General features: G+C 44.1%; 14 protein-coding genes. 8 read left to right on the top strand and 6 right to left on the bottom strand.

Translation table 11 applies throughout. From position 1 onward, the window contains the following. The 8 genes from E1163_RS30525 to E1163_RS10290 form a co-directional block, all read left to right on the top strand. Positions 1 to 212: hypothetical protein (locus E1163_RS30525; protein ID WP_185156041.1), on the top strand; the 212-nt coding region annotated here is incomplete at its 5' end. A 173-nt stretch (positions 213 to 385) separates the two neighbouring features. Further along, complete coding sequence (locus E1163_RS10315; protein WP_155171364.1) at positions 386 to 1,345, top strand: NAD(P)-dependent alcohol dehydrogenase; 960 nt, start codon at positions 386 to 388, stop codon at positions 1,343 to 1,345. 2 nt (positions 1,346 to 1,347) lie between these two features. Then, positions 1,348 to 2,310 carry an NAD(P)-dependent alcohol dehydrogenase gene (locus E1163_RS10310; RefSeq protein ID WP_155171363.1) on the top strand — a complete coding sequence of 321 codons (963 nt, stop codon included), beginning with the start codon at positions 1,348 to 1,350 and terminating at the stop codon, positions 2,308 to 2,310. Between the two features lie 71 nt (positions 2,311 to 2,381). Further along, complete coding sequence (locus E1163_RS10305; RefSeq protein ID WP_155171362.1) at positions 2,382 to 3,035, top strand: energy transducer TonB; 654 nt, start codon at positions 2,382 to 2,384, stop codon at positions 3,033 to 3,035. Positions 3,036 to 3,430: 395 nt separating this feature from the next. After that, entirely contained in the window at positions 3,431 to 3,910 is a 480-nt protein-coding gene (locus tag E1163_RS10300; protein ID WP_155171361.1) for a MarR family winged helix-turn-helix transcriptional regulator, read from the top strand. A gap of 7 nt (positions 3,911 to 3,917) precedes the next feature. Further along, entirely contained in the window at positions 3,918 to 4,454 is a 537-nt protein-coding gene (locus E1163_RS10295) for a GNAT family N-acetyltransferase (protein ID WP_155171360.1), read from the top strand. Between the two features lie 143 nt (positions 4,455 to 4,597). Then, the gene (locus tag E1163_RS31385) at positions 4,598 to 4,732 is read left to right on the top strand and encodes a hypothetical protein (RefSeq protein ID WP_281353113.1); all 135 of its coding nucleotides are present in this window, start codon (positions 4,598 to 4,600) and stop codon (positions 4,730 to 4,732) included. Continuing rightward, positions 4,725 to 5,102 (top strand): nuclear transport factor 2 family protein, encoded by a 378-nt coding sequence (locus tag E1163_RS10290; protein ID WP_155171359.1) that lies wholly within the window; start codon positions 4,725 to 4,727, stop codon positions 5,100 to 5,102. Before E1163_RS31385 ends, E1163_RS10290 begins: the two co-directional genes overlap by 8 nt. 244 nt (positions 5,103 to 5,346) lie before the next feature. Here the strand turns inward: E1163_RS10290 and E1163_RS10285 are convergent, their stop codons facing one another. From E1163_RS10285 to E1163_RS10260, 6 genes are all read right to left on the bottom strand, one after another. Then, a complete protein-coding gene (locus E1163_RS10285; RefSeq protein ID WP_185156040.1) occupies positions 5,347 to 7,545 on the bottom strand; it encodes a glycoside hydrolase family 9 protein in 2,199 nt (732 codons plus the stop codon). Between the two features lie 340 nt (positions 7,546 to 7,885). Beyond that, the gene (locus tag E1163_RS10280; protein ID WP_155171358.1) at positions 7,886 to 9,211 is read right to left on the bottom strand and encodes a glycoside hydrolase 5 family protein; all 1,326 of its coding nucleotides are present in this window, start codon (positions 9,209 to 9,211) and stop codon (positions 7,886 to 7,888) included. Positions 9,212 to 9,315: 104 nt separating this feature from the next. Beyond that, positions 9,316 to 10,503: an AGE family epimerase/isomerase gene (locus E1163_RS10275; protein ID WP_155171357.1), complete on the bottom strand. Its 1,188-nt coding sequence runs from the start codon at positions 10,501 to 10,503 to the stop codon at positions 9,316 to 9,318. Continuing rightward, a complete protein-coding gene (locus E1163_RS10270) occupies positions 10,503 to 11,684 on the bottom strand; it encodes a glycoside hydrolase family 130 protein (protein WP_155171356.1) in 1,182 nt (393 codons plus the stop codon). The genes E1163_RS10275 and E1163_RS10270 overlap by 1 nt, the downstream gene beginning before the upstream one ends. Positions 11,685 to 11,691: 7 nt before the next feature. Further along, complete coding sequence (locus E1163_RS10265; protein ID WP_155171355.1) at positions 11,692 to 13,524, bottom strand: sodium:solute symporter family protein; 1,833 nt, start codon at positions 13,522 to 13,524, stop codon at positions 11,692 to 11,694. A gap of 3 nt (positions 13,525 to 13,527) precedes the next feature. Next, positions 13,528 to 14,397 (bottom strand): glycoside hydrolase family 26 protein (locus E1163_RS10260; protein WP_155171354.1); only part of this gene is annotated, 870 nt, incomplete at its 5' end.

Raw genomic sequence — 14,397 nt, 5'->3', positions numbered from 1 at the left:
GGAAAAGAAAGATAAGAGGCATCACCTCCGCCAATTCTGAAAAGCAGAACAAGCGTAAGGCGAACAGAAGATTGCGCAGAATTGTAAACCAAAAGGTAAAAGAAGGAGAGGTTGACCTGCCTGAATTGAAGGAAGTTTCCAATGTTTGGTCTTTTGATAAAGATGGCAAGGCCTATAACCCGGATATGGGAGATAAGGAGATGAGAAAATAAGTATGATTAATAGCCATCAAACGGGTGTTATCCAACAGATCCATATCAGCATTCATCGTCACCCCAAAATCCCAACCATCAAGCCGTTTTATTTATCACTTATCATTTTTTAGAAGGATATAAGGTATAATAGTGATTAATTGTTTCTGTACTTAAATAGACGCGCCCCAACTATGAAAGCAACAATAGTCACCCGGTATGGCCCTCCTGAAGTGCTGGAGGTGAGAGAAGTGGAAAAACCAATCCCCAAAGACAATGAAGTACTCATAAAAGTATATGCCTCAACCGTGATCATGGGTGATTGCGAGATCAGGGGCATGTCATTGCCTTTGTGGACACGTATACCTTTACGCCTCTTTATGGGCATCAGCAAGCCCAGAAAACTGGTGGCAGGAGCAGAATTTTCCGGTGTGGTGGAGGCCGTGGGTAGTAAGGTAACTTCCTTTAAAGTTGGCGATCCTATTTTCGGTACAGGAGGCATGCACATGGGGGCCAACGCGGAATACATGAGCCGTGACCCGAAAAACATGGCCCTTAAGCCAGTGGAAATCAGTCATGAAGATGCCGCAACATTACCGGTGGCCGGAATTAATGCTCTCCAGTTCCTGAGAAAAGCAAATATCCGTCCCGGACAGAAAGTGCTGATTATCGGTGCGGGAGGAAGTATAGGAACATATGGGGTGCAGCTTGCCAAAAATTATGGTGCGGAGGTAACAGCCGTTGATAATGGCGCAAAGCTGGATATGTTGCGGTCTCTTGGCGCCGATCATGTGATAGATTACACCAAAGAGAATTATTTTGAGAGTGGTAAGCAATACGAGGTGGTATTTGACCTGATCTATAGCAGCCCGTTTGCAAAATGCCTTGGTCTTGTGAAAAACGATGGGTGTTACCTGCTTGCCAACCCCAGTCCTGGGAAAATGATCAGAGCAAAATGGGCCGGCAAGAAAGTTATCTATGATTTTGCTGAGGAAACCACGCAAGATTTGCTTTATCTGGCTCAACTGGTTAAAGAAGGGAAGATAAAACCCGTTATAGACAAAAGATACCCGCTTGAGCAGGTAGTTGAAGCGCATAGATATGTGGAAAGTGGCCAAAAACAAGGAAATTTAATCATCACCATAGCCAACTGAAAATGAAAGCCATCATCTATCATCAATATGGCACACCCGATGTACTCAAACTTGAAGAGGTAAAGAAGCCTTCTCCAAAGGATGAAGAAGTGCTGATAAAAGTAAAAGCCACCTCCATCAACTCGTGGGACTGGGACCTTGTTTTGGGCAAACCATATGCTTACAGGCTGCTTTTTGGTCTTTTTAAGCCCAGGTACAACATCATCGGTAGCGATGTGGCAGGCATAGTGGAGGCAGTAGGAAAGAACGTGACATATTTCAAGCCCGGAGATAAGGTGTTTGGTGACATTTCCGGTACAGGCTTTGGTGCTTTTGCCGAGTACGTGTGTACACATGAAAGTAAACTGGCGTTTAAACCTACAGCATTATCTTTTGAAGAGGCGGCAGCCATCCCCCAGGCGGGCGTGCTGGCACTTCAGGGACTCCGCAGCAATGGCGGAATAGCAGCGGGGCAGCAGCTTCTAATTAATGGAGCAGGAGGAGGGGTGGGCACCTTTGCCATACAATTGGCCAAACTTAAAGAAGCCAAAATAACTGTAGTAGACAAAGGCGAGAAGCTGGACTTTTTGCGCTCACTTGGGGCAGATCATGTTATTGATTTCCTTAAAGAGGACTATACCAAAAGTGGTAAGCAATATGATATGGTGCTGGATGTAATTGCCAAACGTTCACTTGCCGATTATAAGCGATCTTTGAAACGGGGTGGTACATTTGTAGTTGTTGGAGGTTCGGTATCCATGCTTCTAAAGATAGGGTTAATAGCTCCCTGGGCAGTGAAGTCGCGCAAGATGGGGCTGCTCATGCATACACCCAACAGGGCAGATCTTGAGATTTTGACTGCAATGTTTGAAAAAGGAGAGCTCAAGCCAATCATTGATAAAGTGTATCCATTAGATGAAGCTTCCGAAGGCATGAAGTACTTTGGAGAGGGAAGGTTTATTGGGAAAGTGGTGCTCACCGTTTGATTGTTCACGGATATTTACTCGTTTGTGACTTTCTTCACATTCTGGCTTATGGTGATAAAAAACGATCTCTCATGAATGATATCAAAAACATCACCTTGGCATTCGACTGTCCGGAAAGCAGGGAATCCTTAAATTCATGTGGCAAAGACTATTTTTGCGAGAAATGCCGACATAAGGTAACTGACTTTACCTCTTCTTCAGAAGAGCAACTGTTAAAATCCCTGAAAGCATCGAACACTCCCGTATGTGGTATATTCAGGCGCTCACAGTTGAGCAAACCGTTGCTGAAATACTTAGCGGTAAGCGTTACAGCCATAGCCGCTTCTGTTGTACAGGTTAGCGCACAGGAAATGTCAGAAATTGAAGAAATACCGGTAGAAGAGACTGGTTATGAGCCTGTGGTTTTTGGAATGGTGGTGGAAACGATGCCCCATCCTGAGGGAGGGCATGAGAAATTTTATGAAGCAATTGCCAGCGAAATCCGTTATCCCAAGCGATTACATGTGGAGGGCAAGGTTTACGTTCAGTTTATCGTTGACACTTTGGGTAATATGACTAATGTGGAGGTGGCTAAAGGGCTTCATGAAGATGCAGATGCCGAGGCGCTCAGAGTGTTGAAAGCCATCAATTATAAATTTATTCCTGCGACACAAAGTGGGCTGAAAGTTCAGTCAAGGATGGTTGTGCCAATTGTTTTTGGAGAAGCTGTACGAAAGGAAGATTAGTGTGATAGGAAATTTCATAGCCGTGTTCGTTATCTTAAGTATAATTAAGGTAATTTTTCACCTCATTTATTTGGTAAGAGAAGATCAGGTAATGGGAAGAATACCGCAGTATAATTTTCTAACAGCTTATATAAGATACTTTATTATTCTTACTCCTGTTTTCGTAGTCAACAAATTGGCTATGCAAAGGCACTCCAAATCTTTAGAGCTTCTAAGAAAAAGAAATGTTGCAATTCAGCTCCTTTTGGGATTTAATATTCTTGTAATTGTAGTATTAGCATTAATGTAAGCATTGACTGCTTTTGATCACTTGAGTTGCAGATTGATTAATAGGAGTTGTATTTGCAGATACAAAAGTAGTTTCATAATTTTATAAAACTACTTTCATAAATAGCATGGCAAACATCATTGAAAAGTTAGGGTTCCTTTCGGGAGGTTCCCGATTCAGAAGGATCTATGAGAAGCTGCAGATCAGTGGCGATACCATTTATAAAAATTCCGGCCTGGGCTTTAAGTCCAGTTGGTTTCCGGTTTATTACGTGCTTTCAAGGGCAGGAGAGCCTCAAACCATTATGGAGATTACTGATCAGATTGCTTTTTCGCATATAACTGTGAAAAACATTGTGAAAGAGCTGGAAAAGGAAGGTCTGGTTCAAATAAAAACTAACCCTGACGATAAGCGCTCTAAGCTGGTTTCACTGACCAAAGCAGGCCGCAAGCTTCTGGACAAGCTTAATCCGGTTTGGGAGCAGATATCCACGGCGCTCCGGGATGTGCTTACCACAGGTCATCCGGAGATTATTGCCATTCTGGAAAGAATAGATGCAGAATTAGAGAAAAAGCCCCTTCACGAACGTGTGATCATTAATAAATAATACAGATATGGAAAGTGAAATTGTAAGTGTTGGGCCTACCGTAAGAGCTGCATACCCAAACGAATATACCGAAATTGGTCAGTTAATGGTGGAGGTTTATTCCAGCCTTGAAGGTTTTCCTAAACCCTCGGAGCGCCCCCGGTATTACAACCTGCTGGCCAATGTAGGTGACCTGACAGCCAAGCCTGAGGCCGAACTTATTGTGGCTGTTTCTTCAAAAGGGACTATACTAGGTGCAGTGGTTTATTTTGGAGATATGCAATATTATGGTTCCGGAGGCACAGCTACAAAAGAGAAACACGCTGCAGGTTTTAGGTTGCTGGCCGTTAGTCCTTTAGCCCGAGGGCAGGGGGTAGGCAAACTTCTGGTGCAGGCATGTATTAATAAGGCCAGGGAGACAAACCGGCAACAAGTGGTTATCCATACGACAAGGGCTATGCAAACTGCCTGGCAGATGTATGAAAAGTCAGGCTTCAAAAGATCCGAAGATTTGGATTTTGAGCAGGAAGGTCTGGAGGTTTTTGGTTTTCGACTGGCATTGTAGGGGAGTCTGAATATTTGGCCTGTTATTCCGGGCTTTCGTAGAGTAGCAGGGGATTCCGGTCTTTCAAATCCGTTGTCCAATGCAAGGTCGGGCCATATGCTGTGAGGTGACAAATAGCCACTATGTCGTAATCAGCCCGTTAAATGTCCGCAAAAGCACTTCGTGTTAAAGAGAAAAATTGGTCTATTTTGTTTGAAAATCAAATGGCGGAAATGAACCCGACAGTACATTCTGACTTGCCGGGCACCATTAAGGCCGAAAATACAGATTATGACTAAAATTACAATAGCACCAGATTGTGGAAATTCTCCTAAGAAAGCTTTCATTCACGATTTCAATGTTGCGTTTGCCGAAGGAAATGCTGCCTTCATTCTGGATCACGTGGATGATAGCATCAAATGGTGCGTCTACGGAGACTTTGAAGTAAATGGCAAGCCAGCCTTTAAAAAAGAAATAGATAAGATGTTGGAATATCCGCATCCTAAGGAGCTGATTATTGACTCAATCGTTACTCACGGAAAAGAAGGGACTGCCAATGGTTTTATGGTGATGGAAGATGCTACATATGCATTTTGCGATATCTATAAATTCCGAAGCGCAGGTTCAAGAATATTGATTGAACTGAAATCTTTTGTGGTTAAGGTGTGAAGCAATCTCAGCTTTAAGGCTATTATACTCAGTCAGTACTTCTGAACAGTTAAGCTTTACCAAACTTTCGGAAGTTTAGTAAAGCCGCAATTTAGCTTTGTTTGCTGCTATTCTAAGCAAATGCTTCAAGCAGAAAAATGTGTGCACAAAATAGCCGAGTCGGAAAGGGCATTCTGGCCGACTATGTCTGCCGCCCAATGCCGGGTGAGATCATTCACCCGGCAGGTGGCCAATAAATTCTACCCTACCTCTTCACTACTTTGCCCTGGTACACCTTCTGTCCATCCTTAAACAGACATACCTGGTAAATGCCGTTGGGTAGATCTTTCATATCAATCTGACCGTTAGTGGCTATCTTCTGGTCTATCACCAGACTGCCCAGCACATTGTATACTTTTACCTCCGCAGGTTCCCTGGTCATAATTTTAAGAACACCATCGGTAGGGTTGGGGTGTAATGTTACATGTTCGTTCCCTGCAGATGGCTGGATGCCTGTGGTAACATTTACCTCACAACTGAGCTGCGAACCTGAGGGCACAAACTTTGAAAGCAACTGAATGTACCCAACCTGATAGCCACAGCTATTTTCCGTAACTGACCATGAGTTCATGGGCCAGCTTGTATTAAAATCATCATAAGCTTTCTGGCTGGGCTGTCCCACTATTCTGGATCGTTGAGTCGCGTCACAGGTGGCTCCACCGCAACCGGAAGGGCAACAGCCATCCCAATCGTAGGAAGGGTTTGCCCCACCCACAAGGTACCCGGGGGCAGGCCCGTAAGTGCTTGTGCCGACCCTGTCCCAATCTGTGCCATCTCCAAACCACGTGTGGTAAAATTCGTTGACACCATTGTCTGCGCCGTAATCATACATATTTGAAAGGTAGCAGAAATTAAGAGGGTTTACGCCATGTATGTAATGCAGGTATCTCTCAGCCGCTTTGGTAGCATCATCATATTTATCGCTGCCATCTGTATAGGCGATATAATCCATAAACATGAGGCCTTTCCTTGCTTTTATATGGTTGCTGCCCCAGACATAATCAGCAAGATGGGCTGTATAGGGGTCTACTTCACTATAGAAGGCACTGAAGTTATTGGTGCTTTCCATAGCCGCTTTATAAGTACTTTTTATAGATGAGGCTACCTCAGAAGAAACTCCGGGCAACGATGCGTAATGCAGTAGCACCTGTTGATTTTCTTCTTCAAACGGAAAGGCATAGTTCCATGACATAAGGTGTACATCCTGATAGTTGCTTTCAACAAAAGTCTTGTATTTTGCATCGCCTGTGGTTTGATAAAGATGTACCGCTGCACGTATTTTATAGGCAAACCGACCATAATCATCTGTTTCCTGCTGTCCTGCGCCAATGCCTACTGAATTATACTCTGCGCTGTTGTTTTTCCAGATTACATTAGGGTTTGCATCTGCCCAGTCCCACGCTTTTTTAGCGGCTTCCAGTAAAGTATTGCTGTAGGAACTCATTCCCAGATCACTGAAAATGCGTGCAGCATAGGCATATGCTGCTGCGCTTGCCAGCGCAGAAGTTGTATTCACCCCTCCGTACAGGCTCTGGCCTGTAGCCGAAGATGGTGGTGAAGCACCGGCCAAGCTCACAACACTGATCAGGGAACCATCCGGCTCCTGGAGCCTGAGCAGATGATCAGCGCCCCACTTTATTTCATCTATGAGGTCGGGCGTGCCATTCCCGGAGTAGGGCAGGCAATAATTGTCCCCCCAGATATCAGGATTGCTCTCATACGCATTTAACATCCCGATAATATAGTTGGCGGTCCAGGGAGTGTACTTGTTGTAGTCCCCGGCATCATACCAGCCCCCGCTGAGGTCACGCTCAGTTGATGCATTGTTTTTGTCATCATAACGTCTACATTCTGTATCCTGTAAAGGTCCCAGGTGACTTGCATTGTCTGCCCAGTCTTCCCCGGCATATTGAGCAGGTTTGCTGTACCCTGCCCGTTGATAAAAGAAGGTACGAACAGCATGCTTTAACACTTCGGCATATACATTTTCATTGATCGTAAATTCATAAGAACGCACATTGTTGTCAATGTCCAGTACATAATAATTTCCAGGAGTGTCATAGGTGGAAAAATCAAACCACCAGGCCTTATCGCCGGATGAAGTATCCTCATTGCCACCATTCCATATTTCCGGGGTGCCGCTATACACCTGGCTGTTGTCGCTGACATTGACCAGTGCATAGTTATCCCCGGGGGTGAAAGACTCTGCGGCATCAAAGCCTGTTATCGGATTCCTTATCACTGCGATCTTTTCAGAACCCGGCCTGTACCCAAATTGATCGACCACAATGTATTTTGAAACTGTTTGAGCCTGAACAATACCAGGCAGGCCAACTATTAAAAAAAAGAAATACCATGCTAAATGAGGGTATTTTAGTCGGACACGTTTAAGTAAAGAAATCATAGAATTGGTGGTTTAGGCTCTCATAGAATCTGGGAAAATCAATGTACTGGCATTTATCAACTCACTATCTTTCACTTTGGCATTTATGCCGCGCTATTGAGTTTAAAGCAGTTGTTAATGCTTTGTATATCTCAAAAATAACGGTTGACTTCCTTTACCCATTGATCTATTCGATCAAATGCTAATACAATTCGTTCATTGAACGGTGTGAATGATCGGTTTGGCGTATGGTGACATTGATCAAGCATACCCATTTCAAAGCCGATATGGCCAGGGGTATACTTGCCTCACCGAAATTTGATATACATAGCGGTAATTAACCTTAGTAGTCAATTTCCTGCTACTTCTTACCCGACAATTCTTTATTAGCTTTTTTAATCATTTCCAGTGTGGTGGAATCCGAAGCAAATACAGAATTTAAGCCCTGCGGTTCCTGAGGCGGATCTGCCAGGAAATCATCTCCATGTTTCCATTTTCCATTATGGGCCTCGTGGGCTTTGCCATATCCTGCAAAACCCCAGAAATTCAACCCGCTAAGTTCACCCTGTTTATTTTCGCTTTCCTGTACGCGTTTTATAATGGCACTATAGAAGGTATTTCTGTTTTCTATAGAAGCTTCGGGAGAAAGGCTTTCTTTCGCTCTTGGAAACCCAAACTCTGACATTACTATGGGCTTGTTTAGCTTTTGAGCAATGGCAATATGTTCGTTCAGATAAGCATTCGCTTTATCTATCGAGATCTTTGTTGTTTCTTCTTCATTATTGATGTCGTACCAGCCCCAGTTTTTCGGCCACATATGCATGGTCAGGTAATCTATATCCGGGTTGGTGTGCAATCGCTCATACATATCAATATTATCAAGATAACTGGCCTTGCCCTCAGCGCCGGTAGAGATAAGGTGTACAGAATCGTGTGACTCTATCAGCGCAACGGTGGCTTTAAGCCATTTGGCAAAGGCCTCTTCATGATCAGGGCTGAATACCCTGGGTTCATTGGCCACCTGCCATGACATAATGGTGTTGTCCTGAGTATAAGGGATTTTAGTATAGGAGTTGGTACGTCCCATGATAAAGGTTACATGCTTGTAAAAGGCCTCCATACAAGGCTCACAGGTATGGAATTGCTTGGTGTAATTCATGTATTGCGGCCAGGTGTACTCCTCCAGAAAAGGGTTAGGCACTTCACCATATCCATTCCATTCCAGGTATTGCGACATCCCGCCAGACCATATCCAGTTATTATTCATGTACAGGATGGCATACATATTTCGCTTGCGCATTTGCATCAGCAAAAAATCCAGGCCATCCAGCAAGTCTGCATTATATACCCCTTGTTTATATTGCAAAGCCGGATGGACCCTGGAGTCTTTTCCATCTCCTTCTGCCCCAACCAAAATACGCAGGTTGTCGATGCCTAATTCCTTCATCAGGTCAAGTTCTTTAATCAGCCGGTCGCGATCACCAATATTCTCAGCGGCGATCAATGGACCGTACCAATAATTGGCCCCTACGAAATAATAGGGAGTGCTTCCCTTATAAAAAATACCGTCTTTTACAGTAATCAGATCAATTTGTGTTTTTCTGGCCACACGTGAGTCATGGGCAACTTTACATGCAAACATGAGCTGTGAGCCAAGTAGGATGAGGATAAGTTTCAGTGTTTTCATGATACGATTAAATTAAGGTAAAGAATACATGTCAGGTAAATCGTCAGCAAGTTGTGAGGCTGACTTGCTAGCAAAGTCAATGAAATAATCAGCGCCAAAACTTTTCATGTTACTGACGTTAAAATGATACATGCCCGGGTTGTATGGTAAGGGGCCTTCCACATACTTACTTTATGCTCTTCTGTATATGGATTTCCGTTGCGGTCAACCCTAAAGTGCCATTCCCCGTTTTGCCTGTCGATCAGGTGTTTTTTTGTGAATTCCCAGATTTCGACGGACTTTTCCAGGTACTCATTATTACCTGTAAGCTTGTAGGCATATTCCAGCCCAACCATGGCCTCTACCTGTGGCCACCAGTGCCGGTCATCATCCAGGGCACCGGTATCCATATGCTTCTCATTCATTACAGCACCTTCAGCATCAATACCCTCACTCAAAAATGTGTCTGCCACTTTTATGGCGGATGCTTCGCAGGCACTTTCCATATCTTTATCAGAAATACATCTGGCAGCTTCCAGCACCAGCCAGGCAGATTCTATATCATGGCCATATGACACCGTGTTGCTGAGCAGGTTCCAGCTTCTGTCAAAGAAGAGCTCATAATGATTTTGCTTATTGAGAAATTTATTCTGAAAAATATCTACCAAATGGCGTAGCGACTCCTTCAGCTTTTCACTTTCATAAATTTTAAGCAGGGTGGTGTAAGCCTCCAGTACATGAAGATGAGTGTTCATGGTTTTGTCGGCATTCATATCCTTCGGACTTAGCCGTACATCTTCCAGCGAGCCCCAGTCTTCATCAAAAGCCTCCATATAACCTCCCTTTTCTTTATCCCGGGAGTACTTTTCTATGCATTCAAAAATTTCAATGGCCAGAAGTTTAGCTTCCTCATTACGGGAATAGATGTAATATTCTGAGAAAGCATAAATGCAGAAGGCCTGGGCATAGACCTGCTTTCGCTTATTGATGGGGGTGCCTTTATCATCCACTTCCCAAAACACCCCTTTATATCTGGTGTCGTAGAAGTTGTTTTTGATGTAGTCAAATGCCCTTTGACATACCGCGGCATACTTCTCCGTGTTTAAATGACTGGAGGCCGCAGAGAAAGCCCATAGTATCCTGCTGTTCAGGATAATGCCTTTGGAGGCTTTTGGAATGACCCTGTTATGGTGATCGATCGCTCCGTAAAAGCCTCCATGGGTTTCATCAATAGTGTTTGATGCCCAGTAATTTAGTATGCGGTCTAACTCACTGCTAAGCTCTGATCTTAATCGTATGTATGATTCACGCATCAATACAATCCCTGATTTTTATCTATGAGCTCCAAAATGGTTTCCACTGATTTGGCAGATGAATATCTGTCCTTTGGCGTATTCATTACATACTCAAGCAATTTTTCCACTGATGAGACAGCTACATGCATACGTGTATCGGAAGAGGCATAGTAAATAAATACAGTGCCGTCTTCATCTACTACCCAGCCATTGCAAAACAATACGTTAGACACATCTCCAACTCTTTCGCCATTGATAGGAGCCATAAAATGTCCTCCCGGCTGATAAGTTACCTTGGAGATGTCATTTAAGTCAGTCATAAACATATACAAAGTATAGCGCAGGCCTGCCGCGGTATTTCGCACACCGTGAGCCAGGTGCAGCCATCCTTTGCTTGTTTTTATCGGTGCAGGGCCTAATCCGTTCTTAAGCTCATATACTGTATGGTAGACCTTGTTGTTGATCACCCTTTCATCTTCCAGGATAGGATTGCATATATCGGTAATATACCCTAAGCCTATTCCTCCTCCGCTACCGACTTCTATAAATCCATCCTGAGGGCGAGTGTAGATGGCATACTTACCATTGACAAATTCAGGGTGAAGCACTACGTTCCGCTGCTGCGATGATTTTGAGATCAGGTCGGGTAATCTTTCCCAGTTGATCAGGTCTTTTGTTCTTACTATGCCCGCATTTGCAGTCGCAGAACTGGTATCACCGGCAGGAGCATTAAGATCTTTTCTTTCCGTGCAGAATACACCGTAGATCCACCCGTCCTCATGGGCTGTAAGCCGCATATCATATACATTCGTATCAGGGTTCTCCGGTATTTCCGGTATTACGCAGGGCTTGTCCCAAAAGGTGAAATTATCAACACCGTTAGGGCTTTCTGCCATAGCAAAAAATGACTTTCGGTCATTGCCCTCTACCCGAAGGCATAGCACATATTTACCCTTCCACTTAATGGCTCCGGCATTGAATGTACCATTGATTCCTATGCGTTCAAGGGCATGAGGGTTGGTTTCAGGGTTCAAATCGTACCTCCAATGTAGGGGCGTATGGTTTGCAGTTACTATGGGGTGCTCATACCGGCTGAAAATACCATTGGATTCTTTTACAGGCTTGTTTTCCCGGGCAATTAAACAAGCATGTTGTTCTTTGATTTCCCTGAATTTATTTATCGTCTCAGTCTTTTTCATAAGTTCTTTAGTCAAGGTCATTTTTTAAATTATTCCACCAGAATTTTTTCAATAAGATTATACTAACAGCCAGTATTGCAACGAGAATGTAGATAGGGTAAAGCTGCCTGAACACAATGTACATGGGCAGCAGCACCAGAGTGGTTTGGGCAATAATGCCTACTGCTACGTTGAACATGTCCAAACCAAAGTCAGTATTTCTTTTAAAGCCCACTTTTTCCTTCGCAAGTGTGCTATAAATGGGTTTCCAGAAGCCCCAGGGCCTTACATTGATATAAAATGATTTTAAAACAGCTTCTTCCGTTGGTGGAGCGGTGTAAGTGCCTGCCACACAACCGATGATTGATGTTGCCAACAGGATAGGGAAGTAGTAAAGGTCAAGCGTAGCCGTGAATACCAGTGGCAAAATGAGCGCAGGAACCATACCTGCCACCATGCCCCAGAAAAAGCCTTCTCCATTAAATCTCCACCAGTGCCATTTCAACACGTTGGCCACCACGTAGCTGCCAAAAAGTGCTGAAACCAGCCACTGCAGCACGGAGTTTACATCCTGTACAAAAAAGCCAAGAATAATGCTGACGCCAACCACGATGATCCCTGAGCCATAATTCATCCATTTGATCTGCCTGTGTGTGGCTTTCTCTTTCTTGTGCTTTAAATAAATGTCATTGATAAGATAAGCCTGGGCAGCATTGAGTGTGCCTGCAAATGTTGACATAAAAGCAGCTAATAACCCGGCCAGCAAAAGGCCAAGTAAGCCTACAGGGGCAAATTGTTTGATCGCTGCAGGTAAGATCAATTCAAAATCTATTGTGCCAGAGGCTGTGAGCAAGTCTAATTTGTCGTAAAAAATAAGGGCAAGGGCAGCGAAACCCGCAATCATCAGATAACGGATGGGCATTAAGACCACTGAAACAAATCCACTCATTTTAGAAGCTTCCTGCGGTGACCGGGTAGAAAGTATCTTTTGCATGTCGTAATTGGGAGCCGGACCGGCCAGACTGACCAAAACACCTTTAAACACCATCATCATGAAAAAGATGGTGAACAAACCGTAGCCGTCGGACGCTATCTTTTCATTTACCGCCGGAATAATGGTACTCCAGTCCAGGTCAAGCTTCCACCCAAAGAACGGACTCATCCATCCGTCCGGAACGTTAACAGTATGGTCGCCAACAGCTACAAAACCTAAATAGCCGATGACCAATGCGGCGATGGTCATGATAGAGAACTGGACTACATCGGCCCATACAATGCCGGACATACCTCCAAGGAGGGAATAAAATACTGCAAATAGTGTAAAAACAACGCCATAAAAATGAGCCACATAGGCCGCCGGGACATTAAATGGCAGGTAGTCAGACACCATTTCCCAGGGTATGAATATTTCAACAAATTTGCCCAGGCCTATAAACCCATAGGCCAAAAAGCCCAGGCAGCTCAACAGCGCAAATACTACAATAATGGTTTGTGAGAGTTTTCCTCCTTTTCCTGTTCCGAAACGTGTATGGATCCACTCGGCTCCGGTAGTTACATTGGACCTTCTTAACCATTTTGACAGGTAAACCATTAAAAAGATCTGGTTAAAGACTGGCCATAACCAGGGGATCCATGCGCTTTTTATCCCATAAACAAATAAGAGCGTGACCAGCCAGATCGTTCCGGAAATATCAAACATGCCCGACGCGTTGGAGAGACCCAGCAAATACCATGGAATGGATTTACCTCCCATTAAATAGTCTCCGGTGCTCTTTTGTGCCCTCTTCCTGGCAGCCAGACCAATAATAATAGTGATAAGCAGGTAGATTCCTATGATACTTATATCCAACAAATGAAGCATGAGTTAGTATTTGAGGTTGGAGATGTCTTTTAAAAACAGGGTTTTGGGCATGGCTTCGAAACGCTTAAAATCGTCTTCATTCACATGTCCTCTGTAGGGCAGGTAATGATGAGACTCTTTGCTGTTTCGCCAAAACAGTATCCATGCAATACCCGAATTTTCGATTACAGGATATAGTACACCTGTAAACCATTCCGGAGTTTGGACTTTTTCCAGCCCTGTTTCTGTAAAAGCAAATAGTTTATTTTTCTCGTTAGCAATATTCTTTACCAGCGCAAGGTCTTTGGCAACAGCCGTTTTATAGTCTTCAGCATTGTTAAAGTCATAAATGTCCACCCCAAGGATATCTACATAATCATCGCCGGGGTAATACTTCAGATAGTCATCGCCCGGGCCTAGCTTGTTTGGTGAGTACGCGTAGAGGATATTGTGTAGTTTGTGTTTATCTCTGAGTAGAAAAACCGTCCTTTGCCATAGTTTTATATAATCTGAAGCTGAGCAGTTGCCTTCTCCCCACCAAAACCACGAGCCGTTCATTTCGTGGTATGGTCTGAATATCACCGGCACGGGTTTGCCTTTGTAGCGTAGGCTTTTAATAAATCCGGCCAAACGCTCTACCCATAGCTCAAACTTTTCCGTGGTTTGTCCTCCTGCAAGTATTTCTGCCACTGCCGGTGTTTTGTCCCACGAGTCACCGCCGGAAACCGGGTTGTCAGCATGCCAGCTTATGGTGATGATGCCTCCTTTTTTATAAGCATCAATAATCAGCTCCCGCATTACGTCGAAGGGGACGCTATCCAGATTGTGTTCAGCATTATGTTCAATATCCCCCAGGTCAAATCCGCTTACTGCTGTAAAATCACCTGTGATCTC

It is taken from the genome of Fulvivirga kasyanovii (assembly GCF_009711405.1).
In the GTDB taxonomy this organism is placed as follows: Bacteria; Bacteroidota; Bacteroidia; order Cytophagales; family Cyclobacteriaceae; genus Fulvivirga; species Fulvivirga kasyanovii.
This window is presented reverse-complemented; position numbering and strand designations above follow the sequence as displayed.